Source organism: Streptomyces sp. NPDC042002, from assembly GCF_055588305.1.
Window position 1 is genome coordinate 405,845 of sequence record NZ_JBVJCT010000004.1, and the last position, 17,292, is coordinate 423,136.

At 70.5% G+C, this 17,292-nt stretch carries 10 protein-coding genes; 6 read left to right on the forward strand and 4 right to left on the reverse strand.

Features of this window, described 5'->3' with window-relative positions; translation table 11 throughout:
• Positions 1 to 163 precede the first annotated feature (163 nt).
• The 4 genes from ACZ6KY_RS09485 to ACZ6KY_RS09500 all read right to left on the reverse strand — a co-directional run bounded on the left by ACZ6KY_RS09485 (position 164) and on the right by ACZ6KY_RS09500 (position 9,317).
• Positions 164 to 1,786: a S53 family peptidase gene (locus tag ACZ6KY_RS09485; protein ID WP_469309715.1), complete on the reverse strand. Its 1,623-nt coding sequence runs from the start codon at positions 1,784 to 1,786 to the stop codon at positions 164 to 166.
• 124 nt (positions 1,787 to 1,910) lie between these two features.
• Positions 1,911 to 4,805 (reverse strand): helix-turn-helix transcriptional regulator, encoded by a 2,895-nt coding sequence (locus ACZ6KY_RS09490; RefSeq protein ID WP_469309716.1) that lies wholly within the window; start codon positions 4,803 to 4,805, stop codon positions 1,911 to 1,913.
• Positions 4,806 to 5,378: 573 nt separating this feature from the next.
• Positions 5,379 to 7,820, reverse strand: coding sequence for a beta-glucosidase (locus tag ACZ6KY_RS09495; protein ID WP_469309717.1), 2,442 nt, complete (start codon positions 7,818 to 7,820; stop codon positions 5,379 to 5,381).
• A 207-nt stretch (positions 7,821 to 8,027) separates the two neighbouring features.
• A complete protein-coding gene (locus ACZ6KY_RS09500) occupies positions 8,028 to 9,317 on the reverse strand; it encodes an MFS transporter (protein WP_469309718.1) in 1,290 nt (429 codons plus the stop codon).
• Positions 9,318 to 9,505: 188 nt separating this feature from the next.
• Here ACZ6KY_RS09500 and ACZ6KY_RS09505 point away from each other — a divergent pair, with 188 nt between their 5' ends.
• The 6 genes from ACZ6KY_RS09505 to ACZ6KY_RS09530 all read left to right on the forward strand — a co-directional run bounded on the left by ACZ6KY_RS09505 (position 9,506) and on the right by ACZ6KY_RS09530 (position 17,227).
• Positions 9,506 to 10,516 carry a LacI family DNA-binding transcriptional regulator gene (locus ACZ6KY_RS09505; RefSeq protein ID WP_469309719.1) on the forward strand — a complete coding sequence of 337 codons (1,011 nt, stop codon included), beginning with the start codon at positions 9,506 to 9,508 and terminating at the stop codon, positions 10,514 to 10,516.
• Positions 10,517 to 10,729: 213 nt separating this feature from the next.
• Positions 10,730 to 11,944, forward strand: coding sequence for a glycoside hydrolase family 3 N-terminal domain-containing protein (locus tag ACZ6KY_RS09510; RefSeq protein ID WP_469309720.1), 1,215 nt, complete (start codon positions 10,730 to 10,732; stop codon positions 11,942 to 11,944).
• A gap of 174 nt (positions 11,945 to 12,118) precedes the next feature.
• Positions 12,119 to 13,393, forward strand: a complete 1,275-nt coding sequence (locus tag ACZ6KY_RS09515; RefSeq protein WP_469309721.1) for an MFS transporter — start codon at positions 12,119 to 12,121, stop codon at positions 13,391 to 13,393.
• A gap of 87 nt (positions 13,394 to 13,480) precedes the next feature.
• The gene (locus ACZ6KY_RS09520; RefSeq protein WP_469309722.1) at positions 13,481 to 14,038 is read left to right on the forward strand and encodes a hypothetical protein; all 558 of its coding nucleotides are present in this window, start codon (positions 13,481 to 13,483) and stop codon (positions 14,036 to 14,038) included.
• 245 nt (positions 14,039 to 14,283) lie between these two features.
• Positions 14,284 to 16,335, forward strand: coding sequence for a phosphocholine-specific phospholipase C (locus ACZ6KY_RS09525; RefSeq protein ID WP_469309723.1), 2,052 nt, complete (start codon positions 14,284 to 14,286; stop codon positions 16,333 to 16,335).
• Positions 16,336 to 16,387: 52 nt separating this feature from the next.
• Positions 16,388 to 17,227: an LURP-one-related family protein gene (locus ACZ6KY_RS09530; RefSeq protein ID WP_469309724.1), complete on the forward strand. Its 840-nt coding sequence runs from the start codon at positions 16,388 to 16,390 to the stop codon at positions 17,225 to 17,227.
• The last annotated feature ends 65 nt before the right edge of the window (positions 17,228 to 17,292 follow it).

Genomic DNA, 17,292 nt, shown 5'->3' on the forward strand with positions numbered 1-17,292 from the left:
GATCGGGAGTGCCCTTTTGGGGAGTTTTTCCGGCGCCTCCGGGAACCCCCGGTCCTGAAAAGAGCAGAAAAACGGCCCTGGTCCCCCCAGACACCCCGGAGGGGGGGGCGGGGGGCCCCCCCCCCCCGCGCCTCATCGGTTGGTCTTCAGTCGTCGCTGGGGGTCAGCCGAGCAGCTTGCTCGCCAGGGTCGCGGCGTTGTACGAGCCCCATCCGCTGGTGAAGTCCCAGCCGGTGGCGGCGGAGTAGGCGCCGTTGCTGCCGCTGGTGATGTCGTGGAAGCCGGTGCCGCTCGCCGTGTAGAGGGCGGGGTTGGCGAAGCCGAGGTTGGCCTTGCCGGCCGCCGCGGCCTGCTGGTTGTACAGCGCGGCGAACGCCGCCCATTCGGGCGCGGCGGCGCTGGTGCCACCGACCGAGGCCCAGGAGCCCTGCGAGTAGATCGAGACGCCGGGGCTGGGGTTGGCGTGGGCCGAGACGTCCGGCACCTGGCGGAAGCCGCCGCCGGCGGTCTTCTGCACCGCGGTCTGCCAGCTCGGGATCTTGAAGACGGAGGACTTTCCGCCGCCGCCTCCGGACCAGGCCACCTCCTTGCTCCAGACGTTGGACGAGGTGACGGTCAGCTTGGTGCCGCCGACGCCGGTGACGTACGGGTCGCTGGCCGGGTAGTCGACGGAGGTGCCGCCGTCGCCGGCGTCGTCGGAGCCGCTGTCACCGGAGGCCGCGTAGAAGCCGAGGCCCTGGGCGGCGCCCGCCTTGAAGACGGCGTCCACGGCGTTGATGTTGGAGGTGGTGCGCGCGCTCTCGGCGGCGCCCCAGCTGATCGAGGTGGTGGGGATGCCGCTGTCGACGATGGCCTGGTAGGTGTCGACCTCGCCGGCGTCGGAGTTGGGGCCCTCGAAGACCGTGACGTTCGCCTTGGGCGCGATCGCGTGCAGGACCTCGATGTCCAGCTCGACCTCGACCTGGCCGTCGCCGAGCGCGCCCGAGCCGCCGTCCACCTTCTGCACCACCGGGGTGGGGGAGCCCAGGCTGTAGTTGGTGTCGTACTTGGTGATGTTGGACTGCTGGAAGCCGTCGAACTCGATCAGCGCGGTCTTCTGGCCGCTGCCGGTGTACGTACCGGAGACGTTGTAGCCGCCCTTGAGCTGGGCCGGGGTGTAGCCGCCGCCCGGTCCGTTGTGGGGGGTCACGGTGGAGGTCGCCTGGTGGTGCAGCTGGACGCGGTTGTTGAGTCCGGCCACGTCGCTGACGAGGGAGGCGATGGCGGTCGGCAGCGTCGGCGCGGTGTCGTTGGCGTAGAACGAGCGCCCCGACGAGGCGTCCTTCCAGGTCGACAGCTTGGTGCCGAAGGCCTTCTCCAACTGGGCGGCGGTGCCGCTGGCGTCGACCAGCAGGTTCCCCGAGTGGACGGCGGTGACGGTGACCCCCTGCGAACGCAGGTACTCCTTGAGGTGCTTGACCTCGGCATCGGTCCGGCCGAAGCGCGCGGCGAACTGATGCTTCGTCAGGTAGTGGCCGTAGGAACTCGACCGCGGGTTGCTGACCTTCGCCACGAAGGTGTCAAGTGCCTTGGCGTCTCTGGGGGTCAGGCTGATCGCCACCGATATCCGCTTCCCCGCGGCGACGTTGCCGGTGCGGGTCGCGTTCTTGTTCAGACCCTTCAGGACATCCCCGTTCACGGCCGTGCTCGCGTGCGGCTGGGGAGTGCCGACGGCGTAGGCGGCGGGGACGGCGGCGGCGAGCAGGGCCGGTACGGCGACCAGGCCGACCAGTTTCAGACGTGACATCACTGAGGTTCTCCGGAGAGTGGGGGTGGTGTCCCGGAAGCGGAACTGCTTCAACGTAGGAACATCAGCCCCACCCGCATAAGCGGGGGAACCCTTGCTTCACGTGTTAACTGCCGATGTCACGTCAACGGCGTGTGTCGAACGTACGGGGAATCCGCATGCGGCCGACCTGACTCGCCGTCACCGTCTGCTCCTGGGGCTTCACTTGGTCGTCCTCTCCGGAATCCACCGCCGCCCCCGACGCGATGACGGCGACCGCCATCGCATGCGCGAGCGCGGTGCGCGAGCGGACCCCGAACTTGCGGTAGACCCGGGACAGGGCGCCTTCCACCGTCTTGACGCTGATGAACAGCTCAGCGGCGACTTCCCGGTTGGTGGCCCCGCCGCCGACCAGTCCGGCGATCCTGGCCTCCGTGGGGGTGAGTTCGGGCCCGCCCGCGCCTGCCTCACCTCTCCGGTCCCCGGATTCCAGCCGCGACAGCTCGTCCCTGGCCCGCGCCGCGAGCGGAGCGGCGCCGATGAGTGTCGCGGTCTCCAGCGCCTCGCCGAGGGCCGTTCGCGCCGCGTTCCTGCGGCGCGCGCGACGTTCGGCAGCGCCGAGCGCGATCAGCGTGCGCACCAGCTCCACGGGCAACGGAAGCCGACGCAGGCGCTCCACGGCGGCACGCAGCCGTACCGCCCCCTCCTTCGCCCGGCCGAGCCCCGCCTCGCGCAGTCCCTCCGCCCTTTCGAGAGCCGCCAGTACGCTCCCGGGCGCATCGTCGGACACACATGTGCGGGCCTCGCGGATCACGGCGCCGGCCGCGTCCGTCTCGCCCAGGACGACCAGGGCTTCGGCCAGGTCGCCGTACCAGTGCAGCAACGGCGGGTCGGCGGCGGACATGGTCTCGCCGAGTCTCTTGACGCGTTGCAGCGCCTCGACCGCGGCGGCCGCCCCATGCGGGTCGCCGACGAGCAGCTCGGCCTGCCCGAGCACCGCCAGCGAGCGCAGCAGGAACAACCGGTCGCCGTCCGCCTCCGAAGCCCGTACCGCCTGTTCGGCGAGGTGCCGGGCCTCGCCGGCGGTGCCGCCCACGGTGGCGGCGAGCGCCGCCGCGTACAGCGCCGGAGCCGCCTGTACGCCCGTCTCGGCCAGGGCGCGCGAGCAGCGGGCGGCGGTGCGCAGCGCCTCACGGCAGTGCCCCGAGCGCACCTGGATACGGGTCAGCGCCACCAACGTCGCCATGACCTCCTCGACCCCGGCGAACTCACCGATCTCCGCCAGGAGTCCGGCGACCTGCGTCCGGGCCTCGGTCACCTTGTCGGAGTCCAGGGCGAGGATCGCCCGCATCCGGATCAGTCCCCAGCTCTCCGGGCCGGCGTCGGCGCCGCCGGCCAGGGCGAGCGCCTCCTCGAGCGCGGCGTCGGCGGCGAGCGGTTCCCCGGCCAGGGACCGCACCCGGGCGAGGGTGGCGAGTGCCCCGATCCGGGTGTCCGTGTCTCCTGCCCGGGCCGCCTGCCGGGCAGCGCGCCGGGCGTACCGGGCCGCCTCCTCCAACTCCCCGCACAGCAAGCCCCGTAGCGCAGCCCAGTGGTGCAGCCATGCCTCCGCCTCGGGGTCGCCGGCGGCGTCCCGCAGGCCCTCCTCGATCAGCTCATGGGCACCCTCCAGCGCCTGCCCGGCATTGCGCAGCAGGATCAGCCGGGCCCGCACCCGCTGCCGCGGCGAACCCGGCTCGGCGAGGACGGTCTCGGCCACCTGCCCCGCCTCCTCCAGTTGTCCGGCGTCGCACGCGTACCCGGCCGCGGCCAGCAGTCGTTCGGCGCGATCCACGGGGCGGTCGCCCGGAGTGCGCCGGGCGGCGAACCCGGCCAGTTCGAAGGCGGTGTGGGGTGCGCCGTGACGGCGTGCGTACGCGGCCGCGGACATCAGCGTGCGGGCGATGGTCTCGTCCTCGTGCGGGTGGGCGAGGGCGAGATGGCGGGCCTGCTCCACGGGCTCGGTGACCGCACGGGCCAGCAGGGCGTGTGCCTGCCGGCGGCTGTGCTCGGGGGCGTCGGCATAGACGGCGGCCCGGAGCATCGGATGCCGGAAACGTACGGTCCCGCCGACGTCGACCGTCGCGACGCCCGTTCCCTCGGCCTCCGCGAGGTCCGCGGCGGGGTCGTGGAACCCGGCGGCGCGCAGCAGAGTGAGGCTGGGGCGGGCGGCGGCGCTCGTGACGAGGAGGGCGTGCCGTGCTGTCTCCGGCAGCGTGCGCACCTGGTCCAGCAGCAGGGTACGCAGCCTTCGGGGTACGGGCAGCGCCGGACCGGAGCCGACGGGCGTTCCGTCGCGCAGCGCCTCCCGCCCCAACTCCAGTGCGTACCACGGGTTCCCGGCAGCGGTGTCCTGGATGGCCCGTAGAACCGCCGGTGGCGGATCGGTGCCGAAACCGGTGCGCACGAGGTGGGCCACCTCGCTGTCCGCCAGCGGGGGCACGGGGAGTCCGACGGTGCCCGGTGGGCAGCAGCGCAGCCGTTCGGGCTGCTCGCCGTCGGCCACCCGCTCGGTGGCCACCACCCGTACGTCGAGGTCCTCGACACGGCGTGCGGCGAAGGCGAGCACCTCGGCGCTGGGCTCGTCGAGCCACTGGAGGCCGTCGACGACCAGCAGAACGGGGCCGGTGGCCGCCAGGGCGCGCAGCACTTCGAGGACGGCGACGCGCACCGCGAGACGGCTCCGGTCGTCGGCCGGTTCCCGGCCGCGCAGCAGAGCGGCCCTCAGTGCCGCCCGCGGCGCGGGCGCCAGGGTCTCCAGGCAGCTCTCCGGCACCCGCGCGAACAGGTCGATGAGGCCGACGAACGGGAGCCGGGCGTCCTCCTGCACGGGCGAGCAGTACAGCACCGTGCCGGCGGGCCGGTCATGCGCGGCCAGGGACGTCATGAGGGCGGCCACGAGCGAGGACTTGCCGATCCCCGGCGGGCCGTGGAAGAGCACTCCGTGACGGGCCGTCAACTCGGCCCGGGCGGTGCCGAGCAGCTCGCGGCGCCCGGTCAAGGACCGTACTTCCATGGCAGTCGCCCGCCCTTTGCCCTGGGGGTGGCACCGGCGGTCTTCGCGCATGCCGCGTCCGGTGACGGGCTACGACCGGCGCCGAGGGCGGAGTCGTCGGCTCGGTGAGTGCGGCAGGTCCCAAGGCATCGCAGCATATGTTCATGACAACCTTCGCGGATTCGGCTTGTCAATGACGTTCGTCACGCCGCCTGTTCGCCAGATTCCCGCTGGTGCCATGCCCCTTGGTGTCGCCGCTCCTCTGCCGGCCCGGGCGAGGGGCATCGCGGGTTCGCCCGCCCCGAGCCGGACGGGTGAGAGAGCCGCTGCTGGAGGTTCGGGTGGTGTCCGGACCGACCTCTGACCGGTGCCGTTGAAGGCCTCCAGGGCTGCCGTCCTGGAGGACTCGGCTCGTTCAGAGGTCAGTTGAGGAACGCGGGCGATGTGAGTGACGAAGACCTTCGCACAGGACCGTAGGTGGTGGTGACCACCGTGGGGCGCGAAGGTCTTCGCCGGGCTCACCTGCTCACGACGTCACAGGGGAGGGCGAGCGGCGTCGGGAGCGGTTCGTCGCGCGAATCAGCCGACCTTCGATTCCGACAGGAACGAGCGCGCCCGACCGAGCCGGACCGTCGGACCGACGACCTCGAAGCCCTCTCGTGCACGGATGTCGTCGGAAGCGGACCCGACCAGTACGTCGATGGGTCCCGGCTCGATGATGAAGCCGGTGCGGTCGAGTCCGAGGTAGCCGAGCTGGTCCATCCGCACCGAGAAGGTCACCGTCCGGACCTCCCCGGGTGCGAGCGTGATCCGGCGGAATCCGACGAGCTCCTGTGCCGGTCGCGCGAGGCCGGTCGCCGTGTCGCTGACGTACAGCTGTACCACTTCGTCGCCGCTGACGGTCCCGGTGTTCTCGACGGCGACGCTGATCTCGACGGAGCCGTCGCTCTCGACGGTGGTGCCGCTCAGGGTCAGGCCGCTGTAGGCGAACGACGTGTAGCTGAGACCGTGACCGAAGGCGAACAGCGGTGTGGCGGGCAGGTCGCGGTAGCCCTTGTGCATGTCGGAGTCGGTGCGGCGGTAGCCGCTGCCGTTGTGCTGGCCCGCGTAGAGGGGGACCTGGCCGGTGTGCCGGGGCATGCTGTAGGGGAGCTTGCCGCCGGGGTTCGTGATGCCGAACAGCGCCTTCGCGACCGCACGCGTTCCCTGCTGGCCGCCGTAGTACGCGTGCACCAGGGCGGACAGCGACGGGAGGGACTCGGCGAGGGCCATCGGCCGCCCGGTGGAGAGAACGCCGACGACGGGAGTGCCCGTCGCCGCGACGGCGTCGAGCAACGCGCGCTGCGTACGGGGCAGTTCGATGTCGGCCGAGTCGGAGCCCTCGCCCTCCGTGGTCGCGCCGAAGAACCAGCCGCCACGGCCGCCGATCGCGGCGATCACGACGTCGGCGTTCGCGGCGGCCGCGACCGCGGCGTCGATGTCGTGCGGCTCCGAGTCGAGCACGCCACAGCCGGGCACGACCGTGACCTCGGCGTCGGGCACCAGCTCCCGGATCGCGTCCGCGAGGCTGATGGCGTTGTACCGCTGACGGATGTAGTCCTCGGGGCCCACCGCCAGTGCCGGACCGAACTCGGCACCGGCGGCGGCGATGGCCTCGGGCGGCATTTCGCCGCCGAGGGCGTCGAGACCCGCCATGGCGCCGTCGCCGCCGCCCATCATGGCCCCGAGCATCGTGAGCGCGACCGGGTAGGTGTAGCCCGGGAAGGCGAATCCGACTTCGTCGGCGTGCGGGCCGACGATCGCGATCCGCCGCGTCCGGGTGGACAGCGGCAGGACCGGTCCGTCGTTCTTCAGCAGGGTCAGCGATTCGCCGGCGAGGCGGTCTGCGAGGTCGACGCCCTGGTGGGCGGTCTCCGTCAGGACGATCGGGTCCTCGTCGACGTAAGGACGGTCGAACAGTCCGAGTGCGAACTTGTCGCGCAGCACGCGCCGTACCGCGGCGTCGAGGACCTCCTCGGCGACCGCCCCGGAGCGCACCTGGTCGGCCAGGTTGGAGCCGTAGCCCACCACCGCGGGCAGTTCGACGTCCAGTCCGGCTGTCAGGGCCAGCGCACCGGCCTCGGCGTTGTCCCGCGCGACGTTCTGCCGCGTATGCAGCATTCCGACGGTCTGGTAGTCCGAGACGACGGTGCCCTCGAAGCCCAGTTCGTCGCGAAGCAGCCCGGTGAGGATCTCCTTGGACGCGCCGACCGGGATTCCGTCGACCTCGGAGTAGGAGTTCATGATCGAGCCGAGGCCCGCGAGCTCGATCGCCGCGGCGAACGGCCGTGCGTGCACTTCGCGCAGTTCCCGGGCGGTGGCCTGGGTCGCGGCCATGTTCTGTCCGCCTTCGGTCATCGCGTAGCCCAGGAAGTGCTTCGCCGTGGCGATGACACCGTCGCGCAGATCGGTTCCCTGCAGACCCTTCGTGAACGCCACGCTCAGCGCCGAGACCAGGTAGGGGTCCTCGCCGTAGGTCTCGTGGACGCGACCCCAGCGGGCGTCGCGGGCGACATCCATCACCGGTGACAGCGCCTGCAGCAGCCCGACGCCGCGCATCTGCCGGCGCGTCAGGTCCGCCATCTCCTCGACCGCTTCGGGATCCCAGGTGGCGGCGAGACCGATCGCGGTGGGGAAGACCGTGAAGTCCGGCGCCAGGACCCCGTTGAGGGCCTCGTTGTGGAAGATGGCCGGGATGCCCAGACGGGTGCGTTCGACCAGGAAACGCTGAATCGAGTTGACGGCGCGGGCGATCGCCCCGGGCGACTTGTGCCCGAACAGCCCGATGGCCGAGACGTGTCCGATGCCGGACCCCAGCAGCTTGGCCGCCTGCGACTCGATCAGGCCGTCGACGCCGAGCAGCGGGATCGGGATCGTCGCGGACAGCTGCATCGCCTTCTCGTCGAGAGTCATCTGAGAGAGCAGGGCGTCCGCACGCCGCTCGGGGGATGCGTCGCTGTTCCAGGGCCTGTTCGTGCTCATGGTCTTCTTTCCCTGTCTGGATCGGTCGGTCAGCGTGTGGTGGTGGCGGTGGTGTCGGTCACTTGACACCTTTCATGCGGTACGCGAGTCCCGCGCCGGGGACCCGCCGCCCGCGGGTGTCCGGTCCGGCGGACGGCGGGTCCCCGGCGAACGGAGGAGGTCACGTGGGCACCCGGGTCCGCTCCCGTTCCGGTTCGGCGCGTCGGGTCAGCGGACCGAGCGGATCGGCTTCACGCTCAGCGCCGCGGCCAGGATCAGGACGATCGCGACGGCGAACAGCGAGCGGTAGCCGCCGAGCAGGGTGACGGCGACGGCGGCCAGGGCCGGGGCCAGGGCCTGGGGGCCGGCGTTGGCGATGTTGAGGACGCCCATGTCCTTCGCGGCGTCCTCCGGATTGGGCAGGACCTGGGTCATCAGGGCGGTGTCCACGGCCATGTAGGTGCCGAAGGAGAGACCCACGAGCACCGAGTAGGCGAACATGGCGCCTTCGGAGTGGACGACCAGCGGTACGGCGAGCGCGAGGGCCATCCCCAGGGAGGCGGCCACGACGAACGGCTTGCGGCGGCCGAGGCGGTCCGACAGCGGGCCCATCACCACGATCATGAGGATCATGCCGGGCAGCATGGCGAGGCTGAGCAGCGGAACCAGGTGGTTGGCGCTGCTGTGGCTCAGGCCTATGTAGTCCTCCAGGATGTACAGCTGGTAGGACGCGACGCTGAAGTAGCCCAGGACCATCAGGAAGCGGCCGAGGAAGGCCCACGCGAAGTCCGGGTGACGCCGCGGGCTGACCCAGAACCCGGCCAGGAACGTCTTCAGGTGGAACGGGGCCACCCGGGCGCCGACCGTGGAAGGTTCCCGGTTGAGCAGGACGAACACGGCGGTGCCGGCGATGACCAGCAGGCCGAAGACGGTGAAGCCCAGCCCCAGTGCGTCGGCGAAGCCGGCGGCCAACGCGGTGCCGAGCCCTCCGCCGAGCATCTGCGCCAGTCCCGCCGCCGAGGAGAAGAATCCGCGCCGGTGTACGGGAGTGCGATCGGGGACGACCGCGGTCAGCGGTGCCTGCAGGACGTTGAGGCACATCTGCGCGAGGGTCCAGGCGACGGCGATCCACACCAGGCTGTTGCCGGACCCGATCGCGATCAGTGACAGGCCGCCGAGCAGCGCGCCGCCCACCATCCACGGCGCGCGCCGTCCGAAGCGGCTGCGGGTGCGGTCGGACAGGGCCCCGGCGATGGGGTTGGCCAGCGCGGAGCCGACCGCCGAGATCGCGCTGATGACTCCCAGGGCGGTGGCCTTGCCACCGGGGTCGATCTCGCCGACCAGATCCGCGAGCAGCACGGTCGGCACCGCACCGTAGACGGCGAACAGGGTGATGCTGTTGGCCATGAGGCCGCCCAGCAGGCGGCGCTCGCCGGGCGTGCGTCCGGGTCTGGCACCGGACTCGTCCAAGGGCGCGCTACCGGAGACGGCAGGGCGCTCGGAACTCGAAGTGATCATGGTGACCTCGTTGTCATTACCTGCGGAGGGCGTCTGGCGTCCTGGCATGGTCCGTGCTCGGCTCGTACAGCTCCGAGCAAGTGGTGACACGTGTGACCACTTGCCCGGAGCGATGGTCACACGTGTCACCATGTTTGTGAAGACCCCGCTAGGATTCGGGAGCGAACCACAGATCCGCAGGAGACGCCGTGAACTCAGCCGCCGGACGGGCGCCGACCAGCGCGGACGTCGCGCGACTCGCGCGCGTGTCGCGTTCCACGGTCTCGCTCGTCGTCAACGACGTCCCCACCGCGCGCATCGCCGAGGCCACCCGCGAACGGGTCCTGGCCGCCGTGCGTGAGCTCGGCTACGCGCCCGACGTCTCGGCGCGCCAGCTGCGGGCGGGGACCAGCCGGCTGGTACTGATGCCGCTGCCCCGGATCCCGCTCAACCCCGCGATCGACACCATGATCGAACATCTCTCCGAAAAGCTCCGCGAGAGCGGTCTGACCCTGCTCGTCCACGGGGACCGTACGGCCACCGGCACCGCGGCGGCACGCACGTGGGCGGAGCTGCGCCCGGCGGCGGTCCTGGTGGCGGCCGACCGGTGCACCAAGTCCTCCGTCGCCCTGCTGCGCCGCGCCGGAACCGAGGTCCTGATGATCTCTGAGCGGCCCGTGCCCTGGGCCGACGCCCTGGTGTTCGACCAGGAGCGGGTCGGTGCCGAAGCGGCCGCGCACCTGCTGGCTGTCGGGCACCGGCACATCGCGGCGATCGTCCCCTCCGGCCCGCTGCGGGGCCTGGGCCACGACCGTGCCGAAGGACTGAGGAACGCGGTCCACGCGGCTGGTGCGCGGAGTGAGGAAATCATCATGGAGGCGACCCACGATTCCGCGACCGCGGCAGCCGCAGCCGTACGGCGCCCGGGCGGCCCGACCGCGGTGTTCACCTACAACGACGAGTACGGGGCGCTGCTGCATCGCGCGCTGGACGACCTGGGCGCGGTGATGCCCGACGACGTCGCCCTGGTGGGCGCCGACAACCTGCCGATGGCCACATACCTGCGACCGGCACTCTCCTCGCTCGCGCTCAATCCTCTGGAGATAGCGGACCGTGTGTGCACCGCGATCCGCTCCATGCTGGACAGGCCCGCGCACACCGAATCCGTGGTGACCGGCGAGCTGGCGACCCCCGTCCTGATTCGCCGCGAGACGTCGTAGCGGCGCGTGCGGCCCCGGAACGGCGAGGTCGAGCCACGCCGGCCGGAGGATCCAGCAAGGCCTGGTGGGCGGGGTGGGAGGCGGCGCGGGCCCCGAGAACCCGTCGGTACGCGCTCCGGTCCAGCGGATATGTGTGCGGGTAAAATGAACTCGGGAACTTACTGCCCGCTCAAAATACGAGCGGCCCGTAGCAGGCACACTCGGAGTGTTTTCATGGCATCGCACCCGTCGCCCGCCCACCGCTCCACCGTCAACCGTCCTGTCTGGCTCGCGTGTTCGCTGGCACTGGCGTTGGCGGCAGCCGGAGTGGGAGGCGTGGAGGTCTCGCAGGCCGCCACGATCGACACGTCCGCCGCGAACACCAGGTTCGCGGTGGCTACGTGCGCCGACAGGACCTTGAGGGCGATGACGGTCCCCCAGCAGGTCGGCCAGCTCTTCATGGGATCGGTCACGCCGTCCGCTCCGGACAGCAAGCGGATCCAGCTCATGCGCCAGTACCACGTCGGCTCGGTGTTCCTGGCCGGGCGGAGCAAGGCCGGGACGAAGTCGACGAAGACCCTGGTCGACGGTCTTCAGGCGAAGGCGGACAGCGCGGCGGGACACCGTGTGGGCCTCCTGGTCTCGACCGACCAGGAGGGCGGACAGGTGCAGGTGCTGTCCGGCCCCGGGTTCTCGACCATCCCGAGTGCCCTGACACAGGGAACCTGGACGACGGGAAAACTACGCACTGAAGCCGCTGTGTGGGCCAAGGAGCTCAAGTCGGCCGGCGTGAACCTGAACCTCGCGCCCGTCGCGGACGTCGTACCGGCGAGCCTGGGCAAGGCCAACGCTCCGATCGGTCGGTACGACCGCGAGTTCGGTCATACCGCCGCGACGGTGGCTCCCCACAGTGACGCGTTCCTCGCGGGCTCCGCCCAGTCCGGGGTGCTGGCCACGCTCAAGCACTTCCCCGGACTCGGCAACGTCGTCGGTAACACCGACACCACGGCCAACGTCGTGGACACCGTGACGACGAGCAAAAGCTCGAGCGTCACCACGTTCAAGTCCGGCGTCGAGGCCGGGGCGCCGTTCGTCATGATCTCCTCCGCCACCTACAGCAAGATCGACCCGAAGAACCGGGCCGCGTTCTCCCCGACGGTGATCCAGACACTGCTCCGCAAGGATCTGGGCTTCAAGGGCGTGGTCGTATCGGACGACCTCGGGAACGCGGTGGCGGTCAAGAACGTGTCCCCGGGCGACCGGGCGGTCAAGTTCCTTTCGGCCGGGGGTGACTTGGTCCTGACCGTCGAACCGAACCTGCTCCCGGCCATGACCAGCGCGGTACGGACTCGGATGACGCAGAGCGCGAGCTTCCGCGGGCAAGTGGAACAAAGCGTCCATCGCGTCCTCGACGCCAAGCAGAAGGCAGGCCTGCTGTCCTGCGGCTGACCGTACGAGGTCGGGGCGAAGCGCACAGGTGCCATGGTCCACGGTGAGCCGCCGGAACGGGCTCTGGCCTGGGAATCCAGGTGACCGCCGGGGGCGGCGCTGCTTACCATCGGGCGCTGAAGTCCCGTTCCTCTGTTCCTGATCGGTCACCGAGTGAAGTCCTTGGTTCCTGGCGTGCTGCGTGACGAGCCGCAGTTCGCCCGCCTGTTCGTCGGGCAGTCCCTGTCGGTGGTGGGCGACCGTATGTCGTTCGTGGCCGTGCCTTTCGCCGTGCTCTCGGTGGGCGGCTCCGCTTCCGACGTGGGGCTGCTGGCGGCGGCGGGGCTCTTGCCCATGCTGTTGTTCGCCCTGGTGGGCGGGGTGTGGGCGGACCGTTTCCAGCGGCACCGCATCATGCTGGTCTCGGACCTGGTGCGGTTCGTTGCGCAGGGGCTCGCCGCGGTCCTGTTGTTGACCGGCGTCGCCGAGGTCCCGCATCTTGTTCTGCTGATGATCGTGTTCGGCACGGCGGACGCGTTCTTCATGCCGGCGGCCACAGGACTGATGCCTCTGGTTGTCGGGGCCGACCGGTTGCGGGAGGCGAACGCCCTGCGCGGGTTCGTCCAGTCGTCCGGGCTGGTCGTCGGTCCGGCCCTGGCCGGGGTGGTGGTCGCGGTGGCCGGTCCTGGCGGAGCCTTGGCGGCGGACGCCCTGACCTTCGCGGTGAGTGCCGCGGTCCTGGCCCGGCTGAGACCCCGCAGCGTGGCACCCGAGGCGATGCGGCTCGCCCCCGGAGGAAGGTTCCTCGGGGAACTGCGCGCCGGCTGGGCGCAGGTGCGCGGTCGGACGTGGGTGTGGTCCGGTATGGCCGCCATTGCGGTCTACCACGTCGTCGTGCTGCCGTCGGTGTTCGTGCTGGGGCCTGTCCTGGCCGAGAACGAGTGGGGTGGTGCGGCGAGTTGGTCGGTCGTGACCGTGGGCTTCGGTATCGGCTCCATCGCCGGAGATGTCTGCGCCTACCGGCTCAAGGTCAGACGTCCCATGGCGCTGGCCGCCGCGGCGCTCGCCGTGGGATCGTGCCAGGCGCTCATCATCGGGTCCGGCGCGAACCTTGCTCTGATAGCGACTCTCGAAGCGGTTACTGGCGTCGCCGTCTCCCTCTTCTTCGTCATCTGGGAAACCGCGCTGCAGACGCACATACCCGAATCCGCCCTGTCCCGCGTGAGCTCGTACGACTATCTGCTGTCGGCAGGACTCATGCCGCTGGGTCTTGCGCTCGCCGGTCCGGTGTCCGAGTCCCTCGGCGTGCGACCCACGCTGTACGCGATGACCGTCATCGGGGTCCCCGCCGCCCTCGCTCTTCTCTGTGTCCCGGCCGTACGGCGCCTCCCGGCACATGCTTCGGATACTTCGGACGCGACAAGCGTCGGGGGCGGCGTCCACGCGGCCCCGGAAGCCGGCGTGCCGTGAGGCAGGCAGGCGACAGCTGCGGCAACGCCCGACTCGGATTCAGCCGGTGATCCGTTACGCTGCGGGCCGTTGATCGTAAAGGAAGACATGTTCAAGCGACTTGTGACGGCCGCGGTGACGGCAGTTCTGATAGGCGGACTCGGCGCGTGCAGCCGCGGGGGTGACGTCCACGACGAGGGCACGGACTACTCGGCCGGTGCCGGCCGGGACGGCGGGGGCGCTGCCGGGGAGTCCCAGCCGGACACCGCCACCACGACGGACGCGAGCGTCTTCGGCCTCCGGGACGAGGTCCGCCACCTCGCCGCCAAGACCACCCGGGCCACGCGGCCGCACATGACCAGGAAGTGCACCTCGGCCACGCGGCGGGTCAGACACACGACCAGCACGGGATCGGGCACCAAGCGGCGCACCCGCACCTGGTACTCCACCGAGCAGTCCAGGAGCTGCAAGCGGGTCCGCGGCGGAACCGAGACCTACACGCGTGTCGTGCGGCCGGAACACTGGTGCGTCAGCCTGGACAACCTCGACGGCGACGCGGCGCGGGACGACGTCTGGTACCGGGTCAGCAGAACGACCTACGACGCGGCCATCGGCACGGACCGGCACGCCCGCATGGACTTCACCCCCACGGGCAGCGGCTGCTGACCTGGTGCTCGCCGCCACAGCCATGGCTGTGGCGGCGGTGAAGCGGGTCCGCCGGCGGGCGGGCCAGGGCGCCTCGGCCCTTGTCCCGGTGCCGTGTTCGGAACCGTTCGCTTCGCGTACCGCCGAGTTTCACGTAAGCGATACAGGGCCCTTTCCTGACGTTTGGTGCGCTTGGAACACTCCCTTCGCGCACGTTCCATCAACCTCCGGCCATATGGCCCGTCAGGACAAGAGGTCACCCACTCATGCCTCAAGCGAATCGGCGTCGATTCCTCCAACTCGCCGGTGGTACAGCGGCGTTCACCACGCTGTCCGGCAGCATCCAGCGTGCGGCGGCCCTGCCCGCGCACCGCCGCTCCGGCTCGATCGAGGATGTCGAGCACATCGTCGTCCTGATGCAGGAGAACCGTTCGTTCGACCACTACTTCGGCTCGATGCGCGGTGTCCGTGGCTTCGGCGACCCGCGTCCGGCCACCACGACGGGCACCAAGTCGGTCTGGTACCAGTCGGACGGCACCAAGGACGTGCTCCCCTTCCACCCGGAGGCGGACGACCTCGGTCTCGCGTTCGTCCAGGACCTCCCGCACGGCTGGAGCGACGGGCACACCGCGTTCAACAAGGGCAAGTACGACAAGTGGGTGCCCGCCAAGTCGGCGACGACGATGGCCTATCTGACGCGCGAGGACATCCCGTTCCACTACGCGCTGGCCGACTCGTTCACCATCTGCGACGCGTACCACTGTTCGTTCATCGGTTCCACGGACCCCAACCGCTACTACATGTGGACGGGTTGCACCGGCAACGACGGCAAGGGCGGCGGCCCGGTCCTCGGCAACGACGAGGCGGGGTACAGCTGGACGACGTACCCGGAGCGGCTGGAAGCGGCCGGGGTCTCCTGGAAGGTCTACCAGGACGTCGGCGACGGGCTCGACGCGAACGGCTCCTGGGGCTGGATCCCCGACGCCTACCGGGGCAACTACGGCGACAACTCGCTGCTGTACTTCGACCAGTACCGCGACGCCAAGCCCGGCGACCCGCTCTACGACAAGGCCCGCACCGGCACCGACGCCCGCAAGGGCGAGTGCTTCTTCGAGCAGCTCCGGGCCGACGTGCAGGGCGGGAAGCTGCCGCAGATCTCCTGGATCGCCGCTCCCGAGGCCTTCACCGAACACCCCAACTGGCCCGCCAACTACGGCGCCTGGTACATCTCCCAGGTGCTGGACGCGCTCACCTCCGACCCCGAGGTGTGGAGCAGGACGGCGCTGTTCATCACGTACGACGAGAACGACGGCTTCTTCGACCACCTGGTGCCGCCGTTCCCGCCGCAGTCCGCCGCGCAGGGCAGGTCGACGGTCGACGTCGGCCCGGATCTCTACGCGGGTGACGCGAGCCGTGCCGCCGGACCGTACGGACTGGGCCAGCGGGTGCCGATGCTCGTCGTCTCGCCCTGGAGCAAGGGCGGTTACGTCTGCTCCGAGACGCTCGACCACACCTCGATCATCCGGTTCATGGAAGCCCGGTTCGGGGTCCGCGAGCCCAACATCTCGCCCTGGCGGCGCGCCGTCAGCGGCGACCTCACCGCCGCCTTCGACTTCGCCCACAAGGACAGCGAGCCGGTCGCGCTGCCCGACACCGACGGTTACCGGCCGCCGGACGGCAACCGCCACCCCGACTATGTGCCCACCCCGCCGGCCAACCCCGCGCTGCCCAGACAGGAACGCGGCTCACGTCCGGCCCGCCCCCTCAAGTACGCGCCCCTCGTGGACGGTTCGGCGGACACCGCGGCCGGCAAGTTCACACTGACCTTCGGCTCCGGCGCCAAAGCGGGCGCGGCCTTCCTCGTCACCTCCGGCAATCGCACCGACGGCCCCTGGACGTACACCACCGAAGCGGGCAAGACCCTCTCGGACACCTGGAACTCGGCTTACTCCGGCGGCTCGTACGACCTCACGGTGCACGGTCCGAACGGCTTCCTGCGCACGTTCAAGGGCGCAAGCGGGACAGCGGGGCCCGAGGTCACCGCCCGCCACACCGGCTGTGACGTGGAGCTCACCCTCGTCAACAAGGGCGCCGCCACGGCGACGCTCACGCTCACGAACGGCTACGGCGGACAGCCTCAGGTCTTCCGGGTGCGGGCGGGCACGACCGTGAAGTACACGGTGGACCTGCGAGCGAGCAAGCGCTGGTACGACCTGACCGTCGTCTCCGCCGCGGATGCGGGCTTCCTGCGGCGATTCGCCGGACATGTCGAGAATGGTCGGCCCGGTATCAGCGACCCGGCCCTCATCACTGTCTGATGGATGCCCAACTGCCGGTTGATTTCCGGCCATGTCACGGTACTGTGCCCCGGTGACCACGCATTCGAACACTCCTGCAGGTTGGTACCCGGACCCGAACGGGAAGCCCCAGACGCAGCGTTACTGGGACGGCTCGCAGTGGACCGACCAGCAGGCTCCGGCCGCACAGCAGGTACCGCAGCAGGCCCAGCCGCCGCAGCAGGCGTTCCCTCAGCAGGCCGCGGCGCCCGACCCGCGCGTCCAGCGTCAGGTGCAGCAGCAGGCCGGGGTGGCCCCCAGCGGCGTCGGCGGCGGCACGCTGTTCACCGAGCCGGTCCTGGTGGTGAACCAGAAGGCCAAGCTGATCGAGCTGACCAACGAGTACAAGGTCATGGACCAGCAGGGCAGCCTGGTCGGCTCGGTCGTCGAGGTCGGGCAGGGTGTGCTCAGGAAGATCCTGCGCCTGGTCTCCAGCCTCGACCAGTACCTGACGCACCGGCTGGAGATCCGTGACGCGCACGGTCAGCCGCAGTTGCTGCTCACGCGCCCCGCGAAGATATTCAAGTCGCGGGTGATCGTGACGCGTCCGGACGGTTCGCCCGTCGGCGAGATCGTGCAGCAGAACATGATCGGCAAGATCAACTTCGCGATGAACGTCAACGGCCAGAAGGTCGGCGCGATCAAGGCGGAGAACTGGCGTGCCTGGAACTTCGCGATCGTCGACCACACCGAGAACGAGGTGGCCCGGATCACGAAGACCTGGGAAGGCCTCGCCAAGACGATGTTCACCACCGCGGACAACTACGTCCTGCAGATTCACTTCCAGCTCCCCGAACCACTGCTGAGCCTCGTCGTCGCGACGGCGCTGACCGTCGACACGGCGCTCAAGCAGGATTCCCGCGGACTGGGCTGACCGGTCGCGGTTGTGCGGAAGGGCGGTCGCGGATCTCTCCGCGACCGCCCTTCTCGCTTGCTCCC

Bases quoted from the DNA above. Each gene is read 5' to 3' on its own strand.
- ACZ6KY_RS09485 (WP_469309715.1), bottom strand. From the start codon at position 1,786: ATGTCACGTCTGAAACTGGTCGGCCTGGTCGCCGTACCGGCCCTGCTC.
- ACZ6KY_RS09495 (WP_469309717.1), bottom strand. From the start codon at position 7,820: ATGAGCACGAACAGGCCCTGGAACAGCGACGCATCCCCCGAGCGGCGT.
- ACZ6KY_RS09500 (WP_469309718.1), bottom strand. From the start codon at position 9,317: ATGATCACTTCGAGTTCCGAGCGCCCTGCCGTCTCCGGTAGCGCGCCC.
- ACZ6KY_RS09510 (WP_469309720.1), top strand. From the start codon at position 10,730: ATGGCATCGCACCCGTCGCCCGCCCACCGCTCCACCGTCAACCGTCCT.
- ACZ6KY_RS09520 (WP_469309722.1), top strand. From the start codon at position 13,481: ATGTTCAAGCGACTTGTGACGGCCGCGGTGACGGCAGTTCTGATAGGC.
- ACZ6KY_RS09525 (WP_469309723.1), top strand. From the start codon at position 14,284: ATGCCTCAAGCGAATCGGCGTCGATTCCTCCAACTCGCCGGTGGTACA.